Raw genomic sequence first — 14276 nt, forward strand, 5'->3', positions numbered from 1 at the left:
GGACGTGGGCGCGCTGTGGCGGGCCGGGCCGTCAGCGGCGTCGCAGGGCCGGGTCGAGCAGGGCCGGCGGAGTGTCGTTCTTCTCGTGTGCGGCCAGGCCGGTGCCGGGGGCGACGATGGTGTCGATGGCGTCCAGCACGTCGGCGGAGAGCACGGTGTCGGCGGCGGCGAGCTGCGAGTGCAGATGGTCCAGCGTGCGGGGACCGATCAGTGCGCTGGTCACGGCCGGGTGTGCGGTCACGAATCCGAGCGCGAGCTGGATCATGGTGAGGCCGGCCCCGTCGGCGACATCGGCCAGCTTCTCGACGGCGTCGAGCCTCGCCCGGTTGGAGGGAATGGCGGTGTCGAAGCGCTGCGGCATGAACGAGGAGCGGCTGGTGGTGATGTCCCGGCCCTCGCGGATCGCCCCCGACAGCCAGCCCGAGGCCAGCGGGCTCCACGCCAGTACCCCGAGCCCGTACTCCTCGGTCACGGGCAGGACATGGGTCTCGATTCCGCGCTGCAGGATCGAGTAGCTGGGCTGTTCGGTGACGTAGCGGCTCAGGTGGTGCTCGCGGGCGGCCCACTGTGCCTGCACGATGCGGTACGCCGGGAAGGTCGAGGAGCCGAAGTAGCGGATCTTTCCCGCGCGTTGCAGGTCGGTGAGGGCCGACAGTGTCTCCTCGTCGCTGGTGGTCGGGTCCCACCGGTGGATCTGGTAGAGATCGACGTGGTCGACGCCGAGACGGCGCAGGCTGTTGTCCAGCTCGGTGACCAGCCAGCGGCGCGAGCTGCCCTGATGGTTGCGCTCGTGGCCCATCGGCAGGGTCGCCTTCGTGGCCAGCACGATGTCGTCGCGGCGGCCGGTCATGGCCTTGCCGACCATTTCCTCGGACTCGCCGCCGCTGTACGCGTCGGCCGTGTCGATGACATTGATCCCGCCCTCGATGGCGGCGTCGACGACAGCGGTGACCTCGTCCTGCGTGGTGCGCCCGATCCTGCCGAAGTTCATCGCGCCGAGCGCGAGGGAGCTGACCTGTACACCGGTGCGGCCCAAGGTGCGGTACTGCATGACCGTGATCCTCCGTTGCGGGTGAAGCGTGGTGTCACTGCATGGCTTGGTTGTGGGGCCCCTGCTCTGGCATCATGAGCAAACGGAACCACGTTCCGGAACAATACGGAACGGCGTTCCGTTTTGCAAGCTCGGCAGCGGAGGGTGGCGCGGTGAACGACAGCGACGAGGGCGCGGGGGGCGCGGCCCAGTCCAGGCGGAAGGACGCCCGGCGCAACAAGGAGACCTTGCTGGATGCGGCCGCCGCGGTGTTCGTAACCTCGGGCGTGGAAGCACCGGTGCGTGACATCGCGGCCAAGGCCGGTGTCGGGCTGGGCACGATCTACCGTCACTTCCCGACCCGGGCGGATCTCGTCATCGCCGTCTACCGCCACCAGGTCGACGCCTGCGCCGAGGCCGGCCCGGCCCTGCTGGAGAGCAGCCCGACACCTCATGCCGCCCTCGGAAAGTGGGTCGACCTCTTCGTCGATTTCCTGGTCACCAAGCACGGACTCGCGGCCGCGCTGCAGACCGACAACGCCGGCTTCGAAACGCTGCACTCCTACTTCCTGGACCGCCTCCTGCCGGTGTGCACCCAGCTCCTCGACGCTGCTGCCGCCGCCGGCGAGATCCGCTCCGACCTCACCGCCTACCAACTCATGCGCGGCGTCGGAAACCTCTGCATCGGCGCCGACAGTGATTCCCGCTACGACGCACGCCGACTGGTCGAACTCCTCGTCGCGGGCCTACGCCAACCGGGCTGACCGTGACACCCGTGAACGGGGCCCTCTTGTCCATCGCTGAGCGCGCGTCCGCGAGGTTGCCGGCCCGACGTGATCCGTGCAGGGTCGGCCGAGGTGCCCCTGCCGGGATGAGTTTCGGCGGGGGCGCGGGTGTGTTCCGGTGAGCGTCGTAGGCGTCGTATGGGCGTCGCCCGGATGTCGCACAACGTTGCCCGGGCACGAGACACCGCGGAGGACACCATGACGACCACGCCCGGCGACGCGAGCAGCGACCTCCTCGGCAAGCCGCGGGTCAACCTGGGTGGGCACCCTCGGCCGCAGGGCCACCATCACTGACGGGTGCGATGTGGCGGGCGCCCCGGCCGCTCTCTCGTGGTCGGGGCGCGGCGGCAGGTGTGTCAACTGGCGGGCTGTGTCACTGGAGCGAGTCGCTGCGAGCCGGCTCCTGCCGCTGCTCGTGCTGCTCGTTCCAGAGCTCGGCGAGTTCGCCGAGTGCGCTGTTGGAGCGGCCGAGTTCCCAGAGCAGGTAGACGCTGGCTCCGGCGAACGGGATCCACTCACCCCACTTGAAGATGAGAACCGGCATGTACAGCAGGCCGGCCAGGACAAAGAACTTGATGAAGATCTCGGCTGTGTACGTCTGCTTGCGGCCGACGATGACATGCTCCCCGCGGCCTTGGGTCCACTGCAGGCGCGATCTCATGACTACTCCCTACGGGCTCCGGGTGGACATCATGCCGTCTGCCACTTGGTGAGTGCTAGTGCGAGATGGGGGCGGTTCAGACCTCGACGCAGGCGACGACGATCACGGTGCACAGAGACATCGGAACCCGTTTGAACCCGGAGCGCTCCGGACACGTACGGTCAACTAGGGGCTTCTACCTGCATCCTGTGGTTCATCGCCCCTGATTCCGTTGTGACACATTCGAGGAGTACCGATGACCACCACTCCGCGCCTCGGAGACTGGCTGACGACGCGCCAGCCGTTCGTGCTGGGCTTGTTCCGTATGGTCCTTGGCCTGTTGTTCGCCAGCGAGGGCGCTGCCACGGTCTTCGGGGTGCTGGACCGGAAGGCCAGCCCGACGGGCGACTGGCCCTTCTGGTACGCCGGGGTGATCGAGCTGGTGTGCGGCGTTCTGGTTCTCCTCGGGGTCGCCACCCGCAGCGCGGCGTTCCTCAGCTCGGGCGTCATGGCGTTCGCGTACTTCACGGAACACCAGCAGGACGGCCTCTTCCCCTTGCAGAACGGGGGACTTTCACCGGTGCTCTTCTGCTGGGGATTCCTGCTCATCGTGTTCTCCGGCCCCGGTGCCTTCTCCCTCGCGGGCCTGGTCGGCCGCGGAAGCGACGCACGTCCCGTCGCGAGCCCGATGACCGAACGGGCCCGGTAGCGATCGGCCCTTCCTCGCAAGGCTGTTGAACACCTGCGAGAGGAAGGCTGCTCCGCACCCGTCGCCCGAGTGCCGGGTCAGGTCACCAGCCCTCGGCGGTAGGCGTAGACGACGGCCTGGACGCGGTCGCGGAGGTTCAGTTTCGCGAGGATGCGGGAGACGAAGGTCTTGACGGTCTCCGGGCTGATCACGAGGGTCGCGGCGATCTCGCTGTTGGAGAGGCCGTTGGCGATGAGCCGAAGGACCTCCAGTTCGCGAGGGGTCAGCGGGATGTCGGCGGGGCCGCCCTCGGCGGGCCGTATGCGGGCGGCGTACCGCCCCACGAGCCGACGCGTCACCTCGGGGTCCAGCAGTGCCGCGCCCGTGCCCACGGTCCGGATCCCGTGGAGCAGTTGGGCCGGCGGGGCGTCCTTGAGCAGGAACCCGCTGGCCCCCGCGCGCAGCGCCTCGTAGACGTACTCGTCCAGGTTGAACGTGGTCACCACGGGCACCTTGACGGGATGCGGCACCCCGGCGCCGGCCAGCAGGCGGGTGGCCTCGATGCCGTCGAGCACCGGCATGCGTACGTCCATCACCACGACATCGGGGTGCACTTGGGCGGTGAGGTCGACCGCGGCCTGTCCGTCTCCGCACTCGCCTGCCACCTCGAGGTCGGGCTGGGCGTCGATGATCGTCACCAGCCCGGTGCGGATCAGCACCTGGTCGTCGCAGACCAGGACCCGGATCGGTGCGGTCACGACGGGCTCCCCGCGGGTATCCGCGCCCGTACGACGAAGCCACCGGCCTTCCGCGTGCCCGCGCTGAAGTCGCCGCCCAGGACGTACACCCGTTCGCGGAGACCGGCCAGGCCCCGCCCGCTCCCGCCGGGTGACCCGGCCCGAGAGCCGGAACCGTCCGTACTGACCTCCACGGTGATCTCCTTTTCGGCATGGCGCACCTGGACCGAAGTGCGGCTGCCGTGAGCGTATTTGAGGGCGTTGGTCAGGGCCTCCTGCACGACCCGGTAGGCCACGAGTTCGGCACTGCCGGTCGACTCCGCCGGTGTGCCCTCCTCCGTGAACTCCACCGGCTGACCGGCCCGGCGCGTCTGCTCCACGAGTGTGAGCAGTCTGCCGACGGACGGCGTTCTGGGCTCGGTGCCGTGGTCGGGGTTGAGCAGGTCGAGCAGGTGCCGCAGGTCGGTGATGGCCCGCCGGCCGGTGTCGGAGACGGCGGTCAGGGTCTGGTCGAGTCGATCGGGTGAGGCGGTCAGATAGCGCGCCGCCTCGGCCTGCACGACCATCGCCGTCACGTGATGGGTCACGACGTCGTGCAACTCGCCGGCGATACGGGTGCGTTCGGCGGTACGGGTGTCCTCGGCGATACGGCTGCGGCGTTCGGCATCCGCGACCCGAGTGGAGCGCAGCCACGCCCCGAAACCCCACGCGAGGACCATCGCCAGATAGAACGTCACGAATCCGATCGGTGGCTCGCCCGAATCGAGCAGGATGAGCGCGACCGCCAGCGGCACGTACGCCACGGAGAAGGCAATCGCGGCGGTACGCCGGTGCCGTTCCAGGTGGGCTCCCACGCTCAGCAGCGCGATCGGCAGCGCGGTGCCCGCGAACGAGTGGTAGCCGCGGATCTGGTCGATGGCGAAGCCGGCCGACACCAGGGCGAGGCAGACGACCGGCCACCGGCGGCGCACGGCGAGCGGGAAGCATTCGAGGGCGATCGCCACGAAGGCCAGTGCGTCGAAGGGGCGGTGCGGCAGGTTGCCGATCTGCGTGCCGTAGAACCCCGGCAGGAACGACGCGGCGAGGCACAGCAATCCGATCGGGAGATCCCGGATCGTGACGTGGGCCCGGTGCCACCACTCGGGGGGCCGCCGAAGACTGATCATCGGGGGAGTGTAGCGGTGGTGTCGGTCCGCTCGGCTCGCCGACGGCGGGGCACCACATGGCCGCGCCGGTGGGCCAGCCACATGAACGCGATCGTCGCCAGTACGCAGAACAGCACCGAGTACACGCTTCCCTCCGGGCCGAAGTCGCCGCCGGTGAGCAGCTTCGGGCCCGACATCGTCGAGTCCAGCAGTCCCTGGGGGGTGTCGTTGCCCGAGACCTCGGTGCTGAAGATGCCGGACGCGGCGAAGTTCCAGCCGAAGTGCAGGCCGATCGGCACCCACAGCTTGCGGGTCGCGACGTACGCGGCGGAGAGCATGCCGCCGGCCTCGATGGCGATGGCCGTGGCACCCCACACGCCGGCGTTCGGGTTGAGCAGATGCGACAGGCCGAACAGGGTTCCGGTCAGCACCAGCGCGATCCACGTACCGATGCGTTCCTCGGTGATGCGGAACAGGACGCCGCGGAACAGCAGTTCCTCCGTCACCGCGGCGGCGGCCATGAAGCCGAACAGCCCCGCCGCGCCCGACACCGAGCCCACGCCGTCGACCTCGTAGTGCCCGGAGGTGAAGAGGTTCACCATGACGGCCCCGAACAGCGCGGCGCCGATCAGTGTTCCGCGGCCGATCGCGGCTGGAGAGCCTTCCGGGGCCACTTCCGTGGACGGGCGGTGCTCGGTCCGCCGTACCACCCACCCGTAGACAAGCACCGCGAGCACGGCTGTCGGGACGCCGACGGCCAGTTGGAGCCACGGGTGGTCCTCCAGCGCGGCAAGCGCCTGGCCGCCGATGAACGCGACCGCCGCGACGGCCAGGAATTGCCAGACCAGTCTCATGAGAACTCCCACGTCAGAGCCGCGACCTGGGTGCCGCGGGCTGTGTAGAAAGCTATGGATCCGGGGAGCCGGAATCGTCACCGCTCGGTGGACACCTGCGCGTAGCTCTCTCGGGGGACAGGGCGTACAGGCCCCCCGGTGCGAGGCGCCAAGGCCCGGCAGGATTTTCAGTTGCCGCTCCCGGTGCCGTGCAGCACGATTCGGGGATGCGCTTCTCGGTGAACATTCCGAACTTCGGTGACTTCGCCGATCCCAGGACCGTGGCGAAGGTGGCCGCGGCGGCCGAACAGGCAGGGTGGGACGGGCTGTTCGTCTGGGATCACGTACTGCACCGCAAGCACGGGGGAAGACCCTTCGGGGACCCCTGGATGCTGCTGACCGCCGCCGCACTGGCGACGTCCCGGATCAGGCTGGGCACGCTGGTCACCCCCGTCGCCCGGCGGCGCCCGCAGCAACTCGCCCGCCAGGTGGCCACCTTGGACGCCGTGAGCGGCGGCCGGGTCACCTTCGCTGCGGGGCTGGGCGGGCCCGTCGAGGACGAGTACGCGAGTTTCGGTGACACCACCGACCCGAAAGTACTGGCCGAGCGGCTGGACGAGGGCCTGGACCTGCTCCAGCGCTACTGGTCGGGCAAGCCGGTCAATCACGAGGGACGGCACTACGAGGTACGGGACGTGACTTTGCTGCCCGCCACGGTGCAGCGCCCTCGGCCGCCGGTCTGGGTCGCGGGCTTCTGGCCGAACCGCCCGCCCATGCGCCGGGCCGCCCGCTGGGACGGTGTGGTCCCACTGTTCGCCGAGGCCAGGCACGGCCACGTACCGCCTGTCGATCAGGTCCACGACCTGGTCGCATACGTGCGCAAGCAGCGTGAGGACCGGTCCGGCACCCCGTTCGAGATCGTCCTCGGCGGTGCCACACCGGGCGACGACGCTGCCAGGACCCGCGATCTGATCGGCCCGTTGGCCGAGGCGGGGGCCACCTGGTGGGACGAACGGCAGATCCAGACCAGCGAAACGCTGGACCGGCTCACGCCGGTGCTGTGCCGCATCGAACAGGGCCCGCCGGTCCTGTAGCGCGTCGGGCGTCTACTGGACCTGGAGAAACTCTCCGGCTCCCCGCAGCCGTGTGCGTATGCGTTCCTGCGTGGCGCCGCTGTCGAGGCGGACGTCGAGGGGGCCGGGCACGAGGCTGTCGGCCCGGCGCCCAGCAGGCAGCCGGGCCGCGTCCAGTCCGTCGCGGCGGGCGATGAGTATGCCGAGTTCGTGGCGGCTGAGGGCGTCCGCTCCGGCGAGGTGGAACATCCCGGCCTGGTCCGACACCGCGAGCTCCAGCAGGGCGGAAGCCAGATCTTCTGCATGGACCGGGCAGCGGATGTCGTCGGTGAACAGGACGCCGTCGTGCGCGCCGGCGGCCAGGGCGTGCACCAGGCGCTCGTGCACGGACCCCCGGGACCCGCCGTGTCCGATGATCAACGACGTACGGGCGACCGCGGCGGTCGGCGCCAGGAGCCGCACCGCGGTCTCGGCGGCGGCCTTGGCCGCGCCGTACGGGGTGAGCGGGTCGGGCAGGCAGCTCTCGGCGTAGCGAATCCGGGAACCGGAGAACACCGCGTCGCTGGAGACGTGGACCAGGCGGCAACCGCGTCGCATCGCGGCCATCGCCACGCGGATCGAGCCGTCGGCGGTGACCGCCCAGTCGCTCCCGCCGCTCGTTGCGTCGATGACGGTGCTGGGAGCCACCGCGGCCAGTACCTCGTCGATGTGCCCGGCGGAGCGAAGATCGAGCCGGTACCACGATGCTCCGGCAACTCCGGCAATGCCGCCGGGGCGGGAACAGTACGTCGCGGCCGTCTCCCAGCCCGCGGACGTCGCCTGGCGCACCAGTTCCGTGCCGAGAAAACCGCTGTCACCGATGATCAGGACCTTCATGGCGCCCTACGGTAACGGGCTCGGATGAGCGCGACCCCGAAGGAGCAGGCCGCGGAGCAGGGGCGACTCCCTCGATCCCGGGCGACTTCCCCCGGAGACCGCGCGCGCCGGGGACGGATGTGGCACCGTGGACCTCAGGCCCGGCCCGTCACTTCCCCCCGTAGTGGCGGGTCGGGTCTGTGTGTGCTTCCCCGGCCGTTCTGAGGCTTTCTGGGTGAGTGCCCTGAACACCGGTGAGCCGGAGTCGCCGGGCTTGGGGCCGGACGAGACCGGCTTGGTGGCCTCGGCGAGGCCGATGGTGCAGTCGTTGGCGTGTCCCGGCTCCTTGGGTCTGGGGGCCATGTCGCGATATGGCGTTAGTCTTCTATTCGCGCCGCTGCCCGCGTCGCGCGCAGACGTTCGACAGGACCAGGACGGAAGCATGCCGGGAGAGATTTCGCCCACCGGGAAGCACTCCGGCTCGTCGCCCGAGCTGCGAGCCTCCCATGCGGACCGGGATCGGGTGGTGGATGTGCTGCGGATCGCGGCGGGGGACGGCCTCCTGACCGCGGACGAGTTGGACGAGCGCCTGGAAGCCGCCCTGTCGGCGCGGACTCTGAGTGAACTGGCCACGCTCACCGCTGATTTGCCGCCTGTCTCGGCCACGGCCGGCACGACCGTGGCCGAGGTCAAGGACGTAGTCCGGATCGAACAGGTCCACAGCGGCGCGATCGAGCGCCTGGGACGCTGGGTGGTGCCGCGGAGGATGGAACTCGCGGTGACGTTCTGCGAGGTGACACTCGACTTCACTGACGCAGTGATTACGCACGACACCTTGCGGATCGACGTGGGCATGACGGGCAAGACGCTGACGCTGGTCACGAGGCCGGGGGTCGTGGTCGATACCGATGGTCTGCAGCTGGTGCACAGCAGGGTCAAGTACCGTCAGAATTCGGCGGACCCTGACACGCCGGTCACTCTGCGAGTGGAGCTGGTCGGGCAGAAGGCTCACGGCCGCGTGGTGGTTCGGCCGCGGCGCCGGACGTTCGGGCAGTGGCTGCTGCGCAGGCCCTGATCCCTTTCTGCAGGCGCTTGCAGCTGTCCTTGCAGCCCTCGACCGTCAGCGTCAGGTGTGTTCGACGGTTCCGTCGCCGCGGCGTGGTGTTGTTGCCCAGGAGGGGCGCCAGGCCGTCTCAGGGAGCGGTGTCAGGCTGCCGAGGTGGCTGATGATCGCGCGGAGTCCGGGGTGGGGGTTCTCGCGGGGGAGGATGAGCGAGAGCGGGTACGCGAGCGTCGGATTCACGATCGGGATGCGGCGCAGGTCGTGGTTCGTCGGCCAGATGTAGCGGTCGCGCGAGCCCACGAAGGTTGCCACGTCCGCGGAGTCCGCGAGGATGTCGAGGAGGACCTCGTTGCCGAAGTTCGGCCCCGCGGCGTCGATGCGGAGGTCGAAGTCGGTGGCGAGCTGATCGTAGAACTCAGCCCATTCGCTTCGCGGCGCGATACCGGGCACCCAGATCCGGTGTCGGCGCAGCTGGGTTGGTGTCAGTGCCCGTACGGAGGCCAGCGGGTGCCCGGGTCCGACGAGGAGTTCCAGCGGGGAGTCGAAGGCGTGGATCATCTGCACGTCGCGCGGCAGTGTGGCGGGGTCGGTGACCGAGCGGAACGAGGCGTCGATATCGCCTGCTTGGACGGCGGCGACCGCCAGGCGCGGGTCGTTGACCCTGAGGGTCACCACGTCGAGGTCGGTCTCGGGATGCGACCGCCAGTAGTCGTGAAGGACGACCGCCTGCGCGGATCGCAGGCCGAGAACGTCGATCCGAAGGGCCCGCGAGCCCGGTCTGATCGCGGAGATCGCGCGATCGACACCCGTGACGATGCTCCGGGCATGCGGGAGGAAGGCCTGCCCGTCGAGTGTCAGCTCGACCCCTCGGGCGGTGCGGGTGAACAACCGGACGTCGAGTTCGCGCTCAAGGGTCGCGATGCGCTTCGACACGGCCTGTTGCGTTACGCCGAGCTCGTCGGCCGCGTGTTGCAGCTGCCCGAGCTCGGCCGCGCGGACGAACGATCGCACCGCCTCGGTATCCATTCGTCGAGCATAGACGTGCCCAACCGATGGTTGTGGCTCGCCCGGGATCCGGTTGTTTGATCCCGCGGTGGTGGGTCCGGTGTGATTCAGCGACCCGAACATCGGTTGTCGCGAGGGAGACGCATGCGCGTGCGGTTGGGGCGCAGTTTCGGTTGGCTGTGGTCGGCCTACGCCGTCAGTACCTACGGTACGTGGCTTGCCTTCGGCGCGTTCCCGCTGATCGCGGTTCAAGTGCTGCACGCGTCGGCATTCGCCGTGTCGGTGCTGGAGGCGGCCGGGCTCGCCGTCGCGGCGATCGTCGCGTTCTCGCTCGGGCCGTGGGTCGAGCACCGGGCCAAGCGTCCGGTGATGATCGCGATGGACCTGATCCGGTTCGTCGCGGTGGCAAGTGTCCCGATCGCGTACGTCCTCGGCCTGCTTTCGTACGGCCAACTGTTGGTTGTCTCCGTCATCTCCGGGACCGCGAGCATCGCCTTCTCCGCCGCATCCGGCGCGTACCTGAAATACCTCGTCCGTGGCGATCAACTCCTCGTGGCGAACGGGAGATTCGAGGGCACGAACTGGGTGGCGACCGCGGCGGGCCCGCCCCTCGGCGGCGCACTCATCGGGTTGCTCGGCCCGGTCATCACGGTCATGGCCGACGCACTCAGCTACCTGCTGTCCGCGCTCGGGGTCCTCCGCGTCCGCGGAGGTGACATCGCGGCACCCCGGGACCGGGCCACCAGGCTGCGCGGAGCCGACCTTCTCTGCGGGTGGCGGTTCATCCTCCGCGACCGCGCACTGAGGCGCCTGTTCCTCAACTCGATCCTGGTCAGCAGTCTCATCATGGCCACCGCCCCGCTCCTGTCCGTCCTCCTGCTGGGCCAGTACCACTTCCCGGCCTGGCAATACGGACTCGCCTTCGGCATCCCGGCCGTTGGCGGCTTCGTGGGCGCCCGCCTCTCCGCGCGCCTCGTGGCCCGCTACGGCCGATACCGGATCATGATCGTCTTCGGCTGGCTGCGATCACTCTTCCCGCTCGGTCTGGCGTTCGTCGGCCCCGGTATCCCCGGACTCCTGACCGTGATCGTCGTCGAGGGCCTGCTGATCACCTGCATGGGCATCTTCAACCCGATCTACGCGACGGAACGCCTGCGGCGGACCCCCGTGGACCGTACCGCCCAAGTCCTCAGCACCTGGAGCGCCATCAGTAAACTCCTGCAAGCTGTCCTGATGGTGATCTGGGGCATCCTCGCCACCCTCACCAGCCCGCTCGCCGCGATCACCTTGTCCGGCGTCCTCCTGCTCGCCACTCCGCTCTTGCTGCCCAGACGAATACATTTGCCGGCCCCTGAGCCCGCGGTATCGGACGCAGGGGTGCGGGCCGGATGGCCCACCTCAGAGCCCTGCGTACGTGCCGTGCTTGAGACGGCCGTATGCGAGACCCATCGGTCGACCGGCGGAGGGCGGTAGAGTCCGCGCGTGCGTTGATCTTCCGGGTGGCGGCCAAGCGCCGCCGCAGACGGTGTCGGTGACCCCCATGAGTTTCGGGTCGCCCGGCCGGCATGCCCGTCATCACAACACCGGAGATCGCGCAATGACTGCTCAACAGCCCATCACATTCGACACATTTGTCGAACTCGCCGCCACTGATTCAGCTGTCGTCGGCCTCGTCCTCAAGGGTTCCCGGGCCCACGAGGGCATGACCACCGAGTACTCCGACCACGACCTGTACGTCGTCCTCGCCGAGGGAGCGACGACGGCCCTCACCCGGTTCACGGGGCACCGCACCCCAGAGCTCGACCTCGTCATCCTCTCCCTCGACGAGTTCCGTGTTGTCGGCACGCCCGGCTTCGAGCGGTACGCCCTCGCCCGCGCGCGGATCGTGCTCGACCGGCTCGACGGAGGCATCGCCCAGATCCTGGCCGGCAAGGCACGGCTCGACGCCGATGATGCCTTCCGGGAGGCGGGCGAGTGGCTCGATGCCTACGCCAACTCCCTCTACCGCTCGGTCAAGAACGACCGCGACGGACATGCGCTCGCGGCCCGACTCGACGCCGCCGACAGCATCCGGTTTCTCCTGGAGTTGCTCTTCGCTCTCGACCGCCGCCCGCGCCCCTACAACAAGTACCTGGGATGGGAGCTTGCCCGATTTCCGCTGCCAGGCTGGGACACCGGCATGCTCCTCGACGCTGTGGACCGCATCTCGGGAAGGGGCGACGTGTCCACACAGCGTCGTCTCTTCGCCCAGGTCGAGGCAGTGGCTCGCGGGGCCGGGCACAGCGCGGTGCTGGACGCATGGGGTGAGGACTTGGCTCTGATGCGACCGCAGTAGGAGCGCACTGTGGGAAGGTCCCACACCGCCGCTATGGCCGTCTGCGGTATTCGCAGCAGGCTATAGCGGCATCGCTGGGGGAGGGGGCCCATCCACCCGCCGACTGCAGAGGCGTTGGCCGCGATGGTCTTCAATTCGTCGAGTCCGCCGAGCAGCGGCGGCGGGAGATCTCGGGGGGCGAGCCGATATCGGAGTGTGAACCGGCCCAGGGGCGTGTCACAGTCACTGCCGTGACCTTGATGGACGTCCTCGTCGCCTTCGCCCGCACCGGCCGGATTGGGCCTCTTCACTGCGGGATGCCCCTGACCGACGCTGAGGACCTCCTCGGTCGAGGGCGTCCGCACCCTGCCATCCTCATGAAGGGGCCCGACATCGACGGCTACCCGTACTCCTGGGACGGGCTGCAGCTTAGAGTCACCCGGCGGGCGGTCAGCGGCATCTGGATCAACCTCTGGCCCGGCTCGACCGCCAAGCTTCCCGATCTCGTCCTGCCCGACTCGGAGTCGTTCGAGGCCACCGTACTCAGCGAGGAACTGGTCGCAGCATTGGACACCGCAGGCTGTGAGCATCACGTCAACGACACCCTGACATTCGGCGGGCAGTCCAGCATCCTCACCCGGCCCGCTGACGTCTGCGCGGTCTTCAGCCTCCCAGGCAGGGACAACCATGTGCCTCACCCAGACCGTCACTACCTCGACGTGATGCACAAGCACACGGCTTGACATCGCTGATTCCACAGAATGAAGACGGGCTCGGGCCCGGGTGCGAACGCGCTGTGCGCGGTCCGGCTCGCTCAGCTCATCACTGTGCGGTGAGCTTGGCGCGCATCCCCAGGATCAGTAGTTCCAGCGTGGTTTCGAAGCTGCGGTCCATGGTGCGATCCCGGCCGGAGTCCCAGCGGACCAGGAAGGCGTTGTTCTCCAGGAGACCGAGATTGCGGGTGAGGGCCGGGAAGGTGTTCGGGTTCACCGTCCGGAGGTGGGTTGCGTATTCCTGCTGCCAGCCCTCCTCCCCGCGAGCCCAGGATCGGGGCGAGGTTTGGGTGCCGGTGCATCGCCCGGCGACACAACCGGGCGACCTCGGACAGCCACTGCCCAGGCCGTCTATCCCACGGCGCTGTACCGGCACACCGGCACCAAGGCACATTACCTGGCGGCCGTCTCGGCACGGGTGCTGGAGGACACCGTGCTCCCCTCCGACCACGGCGTGGGTGGCGGCCATAGCCAGGTGCAAGGGTGGGTCGGTCCGGCGTAGCCGGTGGTGTACTGCAATACATGCCGTCTATGGACGAAGAACGGGAAGTGCTGAAGACGGGGGTCTTCCTCGCGGTGTTCTCGTCGGCGCTGCTCGTGGTGATCGGGCTGTTCTGGGGATTTCCGTGGCAGGTGTCGCTGCTGTTTGTCGTTGTCTCAGTCGCGATTGCCGGCCTTATCTCCGGGATGACGCTGGCTGATGTGCGAAGCGCCGCACGTCGGAAGGCGTTGACCCACGGAGCTCTGGCCACGTGGGCCGGCCGCAACGAGGGGCGCTTCGGCACCACCGTGGCGGTGTTCACCGGGGACGTACAGGGGTGGGAGTTGCCGACAAGTCCCCGATTCCGGGGTGAGCTGCTTGCCCTGGGCCGCCCACAGGGCGTTGAGGTGGGCGTCGCCTGCTCTGTCGAAGACGTGGGCGAGGCGGGAACGGTAGTCACGGTGGTCGTGGTCCGTCTGCCTGGTCAGCGGCCGCCCGCGCGGCTGAGCCGTCGGGAGATACGTCGCCTGGGCCTGCCGTACGGCGTGGATTCGGTGGAGACGGGCGACGGCGAACTGCGCGTGCGGTACGAGGGCTGGCCGCACTCGCCTTCGGCGGTGGACGTGCTGGTCGACGCGGCCGTTCACTTGGCGGCGAACCCACACGATGTCGGTGACGCGTGACGCGTGACGCGTGACGCGTGACGCGTGACGTGACCCGTGACCGTCGGGCGGAGCCTGTGTACTTCGCGGTGCTCGCGCGGACGGACCCGCTGGCGAGCGGGTCGGGGTGGTAACGGAAGACGGGCAGGCCGACACTCACCGCTGCTGCCCGCTCCGTGAGCCGGCGCCCAT

The 14276-nt window shown here is 69.1% G+C and carries 16 protein-coding genes; 8 read left to right on the forward strand and 8 right to left on the reverse strand.

All coding sequences use genetic code 11. The annotated features are described in order from the left end of the window. Positions 1-31: 31 nt before the first annotated feature. Positions 32-1051 carry an aldo/keto reductase gene (locus O3Q52_RS04750; protein ID WP_269647517.1) on the reverse strand — a complete coding sequence of 340 codons (1020 nt, stop codon included), beginning with the start codon at positions 1049-1051 and terminating at the stop codon, positions 32-34. 152 nt (positions 1052-1203) lie between these two features. Here O3Q52_RS04750 and O3Q52_RS04755 point away from each other — a divergent pair, with 152 nt between their 5' ends. Continuing rightward, complete coding sequence (locus tag O3Q52_RS04755) at positions 1204-1794, forward strand: TetR/AcrR family transcriptional regulator (RefSeq protein WP_269647518.1); 591 nt, start codon at positions 1204-1206, stop codon at positions 1792-1794. Positions 1795-2188: 394 nt separating this feature from the next. On the opposite strand, the gene O3Q52_RS04760 is transcribed toward O3Q52_RS04755, so the two are convergent. After that, on the reverse strand, positions 2189-2476 hold the full coding sequence (locus O3Q52_RS04760) for a hypothetical protein (protein ID WP_269647519.1): 288 nt from the start codon (positions 2474-2476) through the stop codon (positions 2189-2191). 235 nt (positions 2477-2711) lie between these two features. Here O3Q52_RS04760 and O3Q52_RS04765 point away from each other — a divergent pair, with 235 nt between their 5' ends. After that, complete coding sequence (locus O3Q52_RS04765; RefSeq protein WP_269647520.1) at positions 2712-3164, forward strand: DoxX family protein; 453 nt, start codon at positions 2712-2714, stop codon at positions 3162-3164. Positions 3165-3241: 77 nt separating this feature from the next. Here O3Q52_RS04765 and O3Q52_RS04770 read toward each other — a convergent pair whose 3' ends face one another. From O3Q52_RS04770 to O3Q52_RS04780, 3 genes are read right to left on the reverse strand one after another with little or no spacing between them, the layout of a single operon-like run. After that, positions 3242-3901 (reverse strand): response regulator transcription factor, encoded by a 660-nt coding sequence (locus tag O3Q52_RS04770; protein ID WP_269647521.1) that lies wholly within the window; start codon positions 3899-3901, stop codon positions 3242-3244. Continuing rightward, entirely contained in the window at positions 3898-5046 is a 1149-nt protein-coding gene (locus O3Q52_RS04775) for a sensor histidine kinase (RefSeq protein ID WP_269647522.1), read from the reverse strand. The genes O3Q52_RS04770 and O3Q52_RS04775 overlap by 4 nt, the downstream gene beginning before the upstream one ends. Further along, positions 5043-5879, reverse strand: coding sequence for a CPBP family intramembrane glutamic endopeptidase (locus tag O3Q52_RS04780; RefSeq protein WP_269647523.1), 837 nt, complete (start codon positions 5877-5879; stop codon positions 5043-5045). The genes O3Q52_RS04775 and O3Q52_RS04780 overlap by 4 nt, the downstream gene beginning before the upstream one ends. Before the next feature lie 206 nt (positions 5880-6085). Here O3Q52_RS04780 and O3Q52_RS04785 point away from each other — a divergent pair, with 206 nt between their 5' ends. Next, a complete protein-coding gene (locus O3Q52_RS04785; protein ID WP_269647524.1) occupies positions 6086-6952 on the forward strand; it encodes an LLM class flavin-dependent oxidoreductase in 867 nt (288 codons plus the stop codon). 12 nt (positions 6953-6964) lie between these two features. On the opposite strand, the gene O3Q52_RS04790 is transcribed toward O3Q52_RS04785, so the two are convergent. Then, entirely contained in the window at positions 6965-7807 is an 843-nt protein-coding gene (locus O3Q52_RS04790) for a sugar nucleotide-binding protein (protein WP_269647525.1), read from the reverse strand. A gap of 421 nt (positions 7808-8228) precedes the next feature. Here O3Q52_RS04790 and O3Q52_RS04795 point away from each other — a divergent pair, with 421 nt between their 5' ends. Then, positions 8229-8861 carry a DUF1707 domain-containing protein gene (locus O3Q52_RS04795; RefSeq protein ID WP_269647544.1) on the forward strand — a complete coding sequence of 211 codons (633 nt, stop codon included), beginning with the start codon at positions 8229-8231 and terminating at the stop codon, positions 8859-8861. A 51-nt stretch (positions 8862-8912) separates the two neighbouring features. Here the strand turns inward: O3Q52_RS04795 and O3Q52_RS04800 are convergent, their stop codons facing one another. Further along, on the reverse strand, positions 8913-9875 hold the full coding sequence (locus O3Q52_RS04800) for a LysR family transcriptional regulator (RefSeq protein ID WP_269647526.1): 963 nt from the start codon (positions 9873-9875) through the stop codon (positions 8913-8915). 123 nt (positions 9876-9998) lie between these two features. Between O3Q52_RS04800 and O3Q52_RS04805 the strand changes: the two genes are divergently transcribed. The 3 genes from O3Q52_RS04805 (at position 9999) to O3Q52_RS04815 (ending at position 12911) form a co-directional block, all read left to right on the forward strand. Then, the gene (locus tag O3Q52_RS04805; RefSeq protein WP_269647527.1) at positions 9999-11327 is read left to right on the forward strand and encodes an MFS transporter; all 1329 of its coding nucleotides are present in this window, start codon (positions 9999-10001) and stop codon (positions 11325-11327) included. A gap of 124 nt (positions 11328-11451) precedes the next feature. Next, on the forward strand, positions 11452-12189 hold the full coding sequence (locus tag O3Q52_RS04810) for a hypothetical protein (protein ID WP_269647528.1): 738 nt from the start codon (positions 11452-11454) through the stop codon (positions 12187-12189). 230 nt (positions 12190-12419) lie between these two features. Beyond that, positions 12420-12911 carry a hypothetical protein gene (locus O3Q52_RS04815; protein ID WP_269647529.1) on the forward strand — a complete coding sequence of 164 codons (492 nt, stop codon included), beginning with the start codon at positions 12420-12422 and terminating at the stop codon, positions 12909-12911. Between the two features lie 79 nt (positions 12912-12990). Here O3Q52_RS04815 and O3Q52_RS04820 read toward each other — a convergent pair whose 3' ends face one another. Beyond that, entirely contained in the window at positions 12991-13158 is a 168-nt protein-coding gene (locus tag O3Q52_RS04820; protein WP_269647530.1) for a hypothetical protein, read from the reverse strand. A 314-nt stretch (positions 13159-13472) separates the two neighbouring features. Between O3Q52_RS04820 and O3Q52_RS04825 the strand changes: the two genes are divergently transcribed. Continuing rightward, positions 13473-14105: a hypothetical protein gene (locus O3Q52_RS04825; protein WP_269647531.1), complete on the forward strand. Its 633-nt coding sequence runs from the start codon at positions 13473-13475 to the stop codon at positions 14103-14105. Positions 14106-14276 lie beyond the last annotated feature (171 nt).

It is taken from the genome of Streptomyces sp. ActVer, from assembly GCF_027270795.1.
GTDB classification, from domain to species: Bacteria; Actinomycetota; Actinomycetes; order Streptomycetales; family Streptomycetaceae; genus Streptomyces; species Streptomyces umbrinus_A.

Excerpts from the sequence above, each read along its gene's own strand:
- O3Q52_RS04750 (WP_269647517.1), bottom strand. The coding sequence starts at position 1,051 with ATGCAGTACCGCACCTTGGGCCGCACCGGTGTACAGGTCAGCTCCCTC.
- O3Q52_RS04760 (WP_269647519.1), bottom strand. The coding sequence starts at position 2,476 with ATGAGATCGCGCCTGCAGTGGACCCAAGGCCGCGGGGAGCATGTCATC.
- O3Q52_RS04765 (WP_269647520.1), top strand. The coding sequence starts at position 2,712 with ATGACCACCACTCCGCGCCTCGGAGACTGGCTGACGACGCGCCAGCCG.
- O3Q52_RS04775 (WP_269647522.1), bottom strand. The coding sequence starts at position 5,046 with ATGATCAGTCTTCGGCGGCCCCCCGAGTGGTGGCACCGGGCCCACGTC.
- O3Q52_RS04780 (WP_269647523.1), bottom strand. The coding sequence starts at position 5,879 with ATGAGACTGGTCTGGCAATTCCTGGCCGTCGCGGCGGTCGCGTTCATC.
- O3Q52_RS04785 (WP_269647524.1), top strand. The coding sequence starts at position 6,086 with ATGCGCTTCTCGGTGAACATTCCGAACTTCGGTGACTTCGCCGATCCC.
- O3Q52_RS04790 (WP_269647525.1), bottom strand. The coding sequence starts at position 7,807 with ATGAAGGTCCTGATCATCGGTGACAGCGGTTTTCTCGGCACGGAACTG.
- O3Q52_RS04795 (WP_269647544.1), top strand. The coding sequence starts at position 8,229 with ATGCCGGGAGAGATTTCGCCCACCGGGAAGCACTCCGGCTCGTCGCCC.
- O3Q52_RS04800 (WP_269647526.1), bottom strand. The coding sequence starts at position 9,875 with ATGGATACCGAGGCGGTGCGATCGTTCGTCCGCGCGGCCGAGCTCGGG.
- O3Q52_RS04805 (WP_269647527.1), top strand. The coding sequence starts at position 9,999 with ATGCGCGTGCGGTTGGGGCGCAGTTTCGGTTGGCTGTGGTCGGCCTAC.
- O3Q52_RS04810 (WP_269647528.1), top strand. The coding sequence starts at position 11,452 with ATGACTGCTCAACAGCCCATCACATTCGACACATTTGTCGAACTCGCC.
- O3Q52_RS04825 (WP_269647531.1), top strand. The coding sequence starts at position 13,473 with ATGGACGAAGAACGGGAAGTGCTGAAGACGGGGGTCTTCCTCGCGGTG.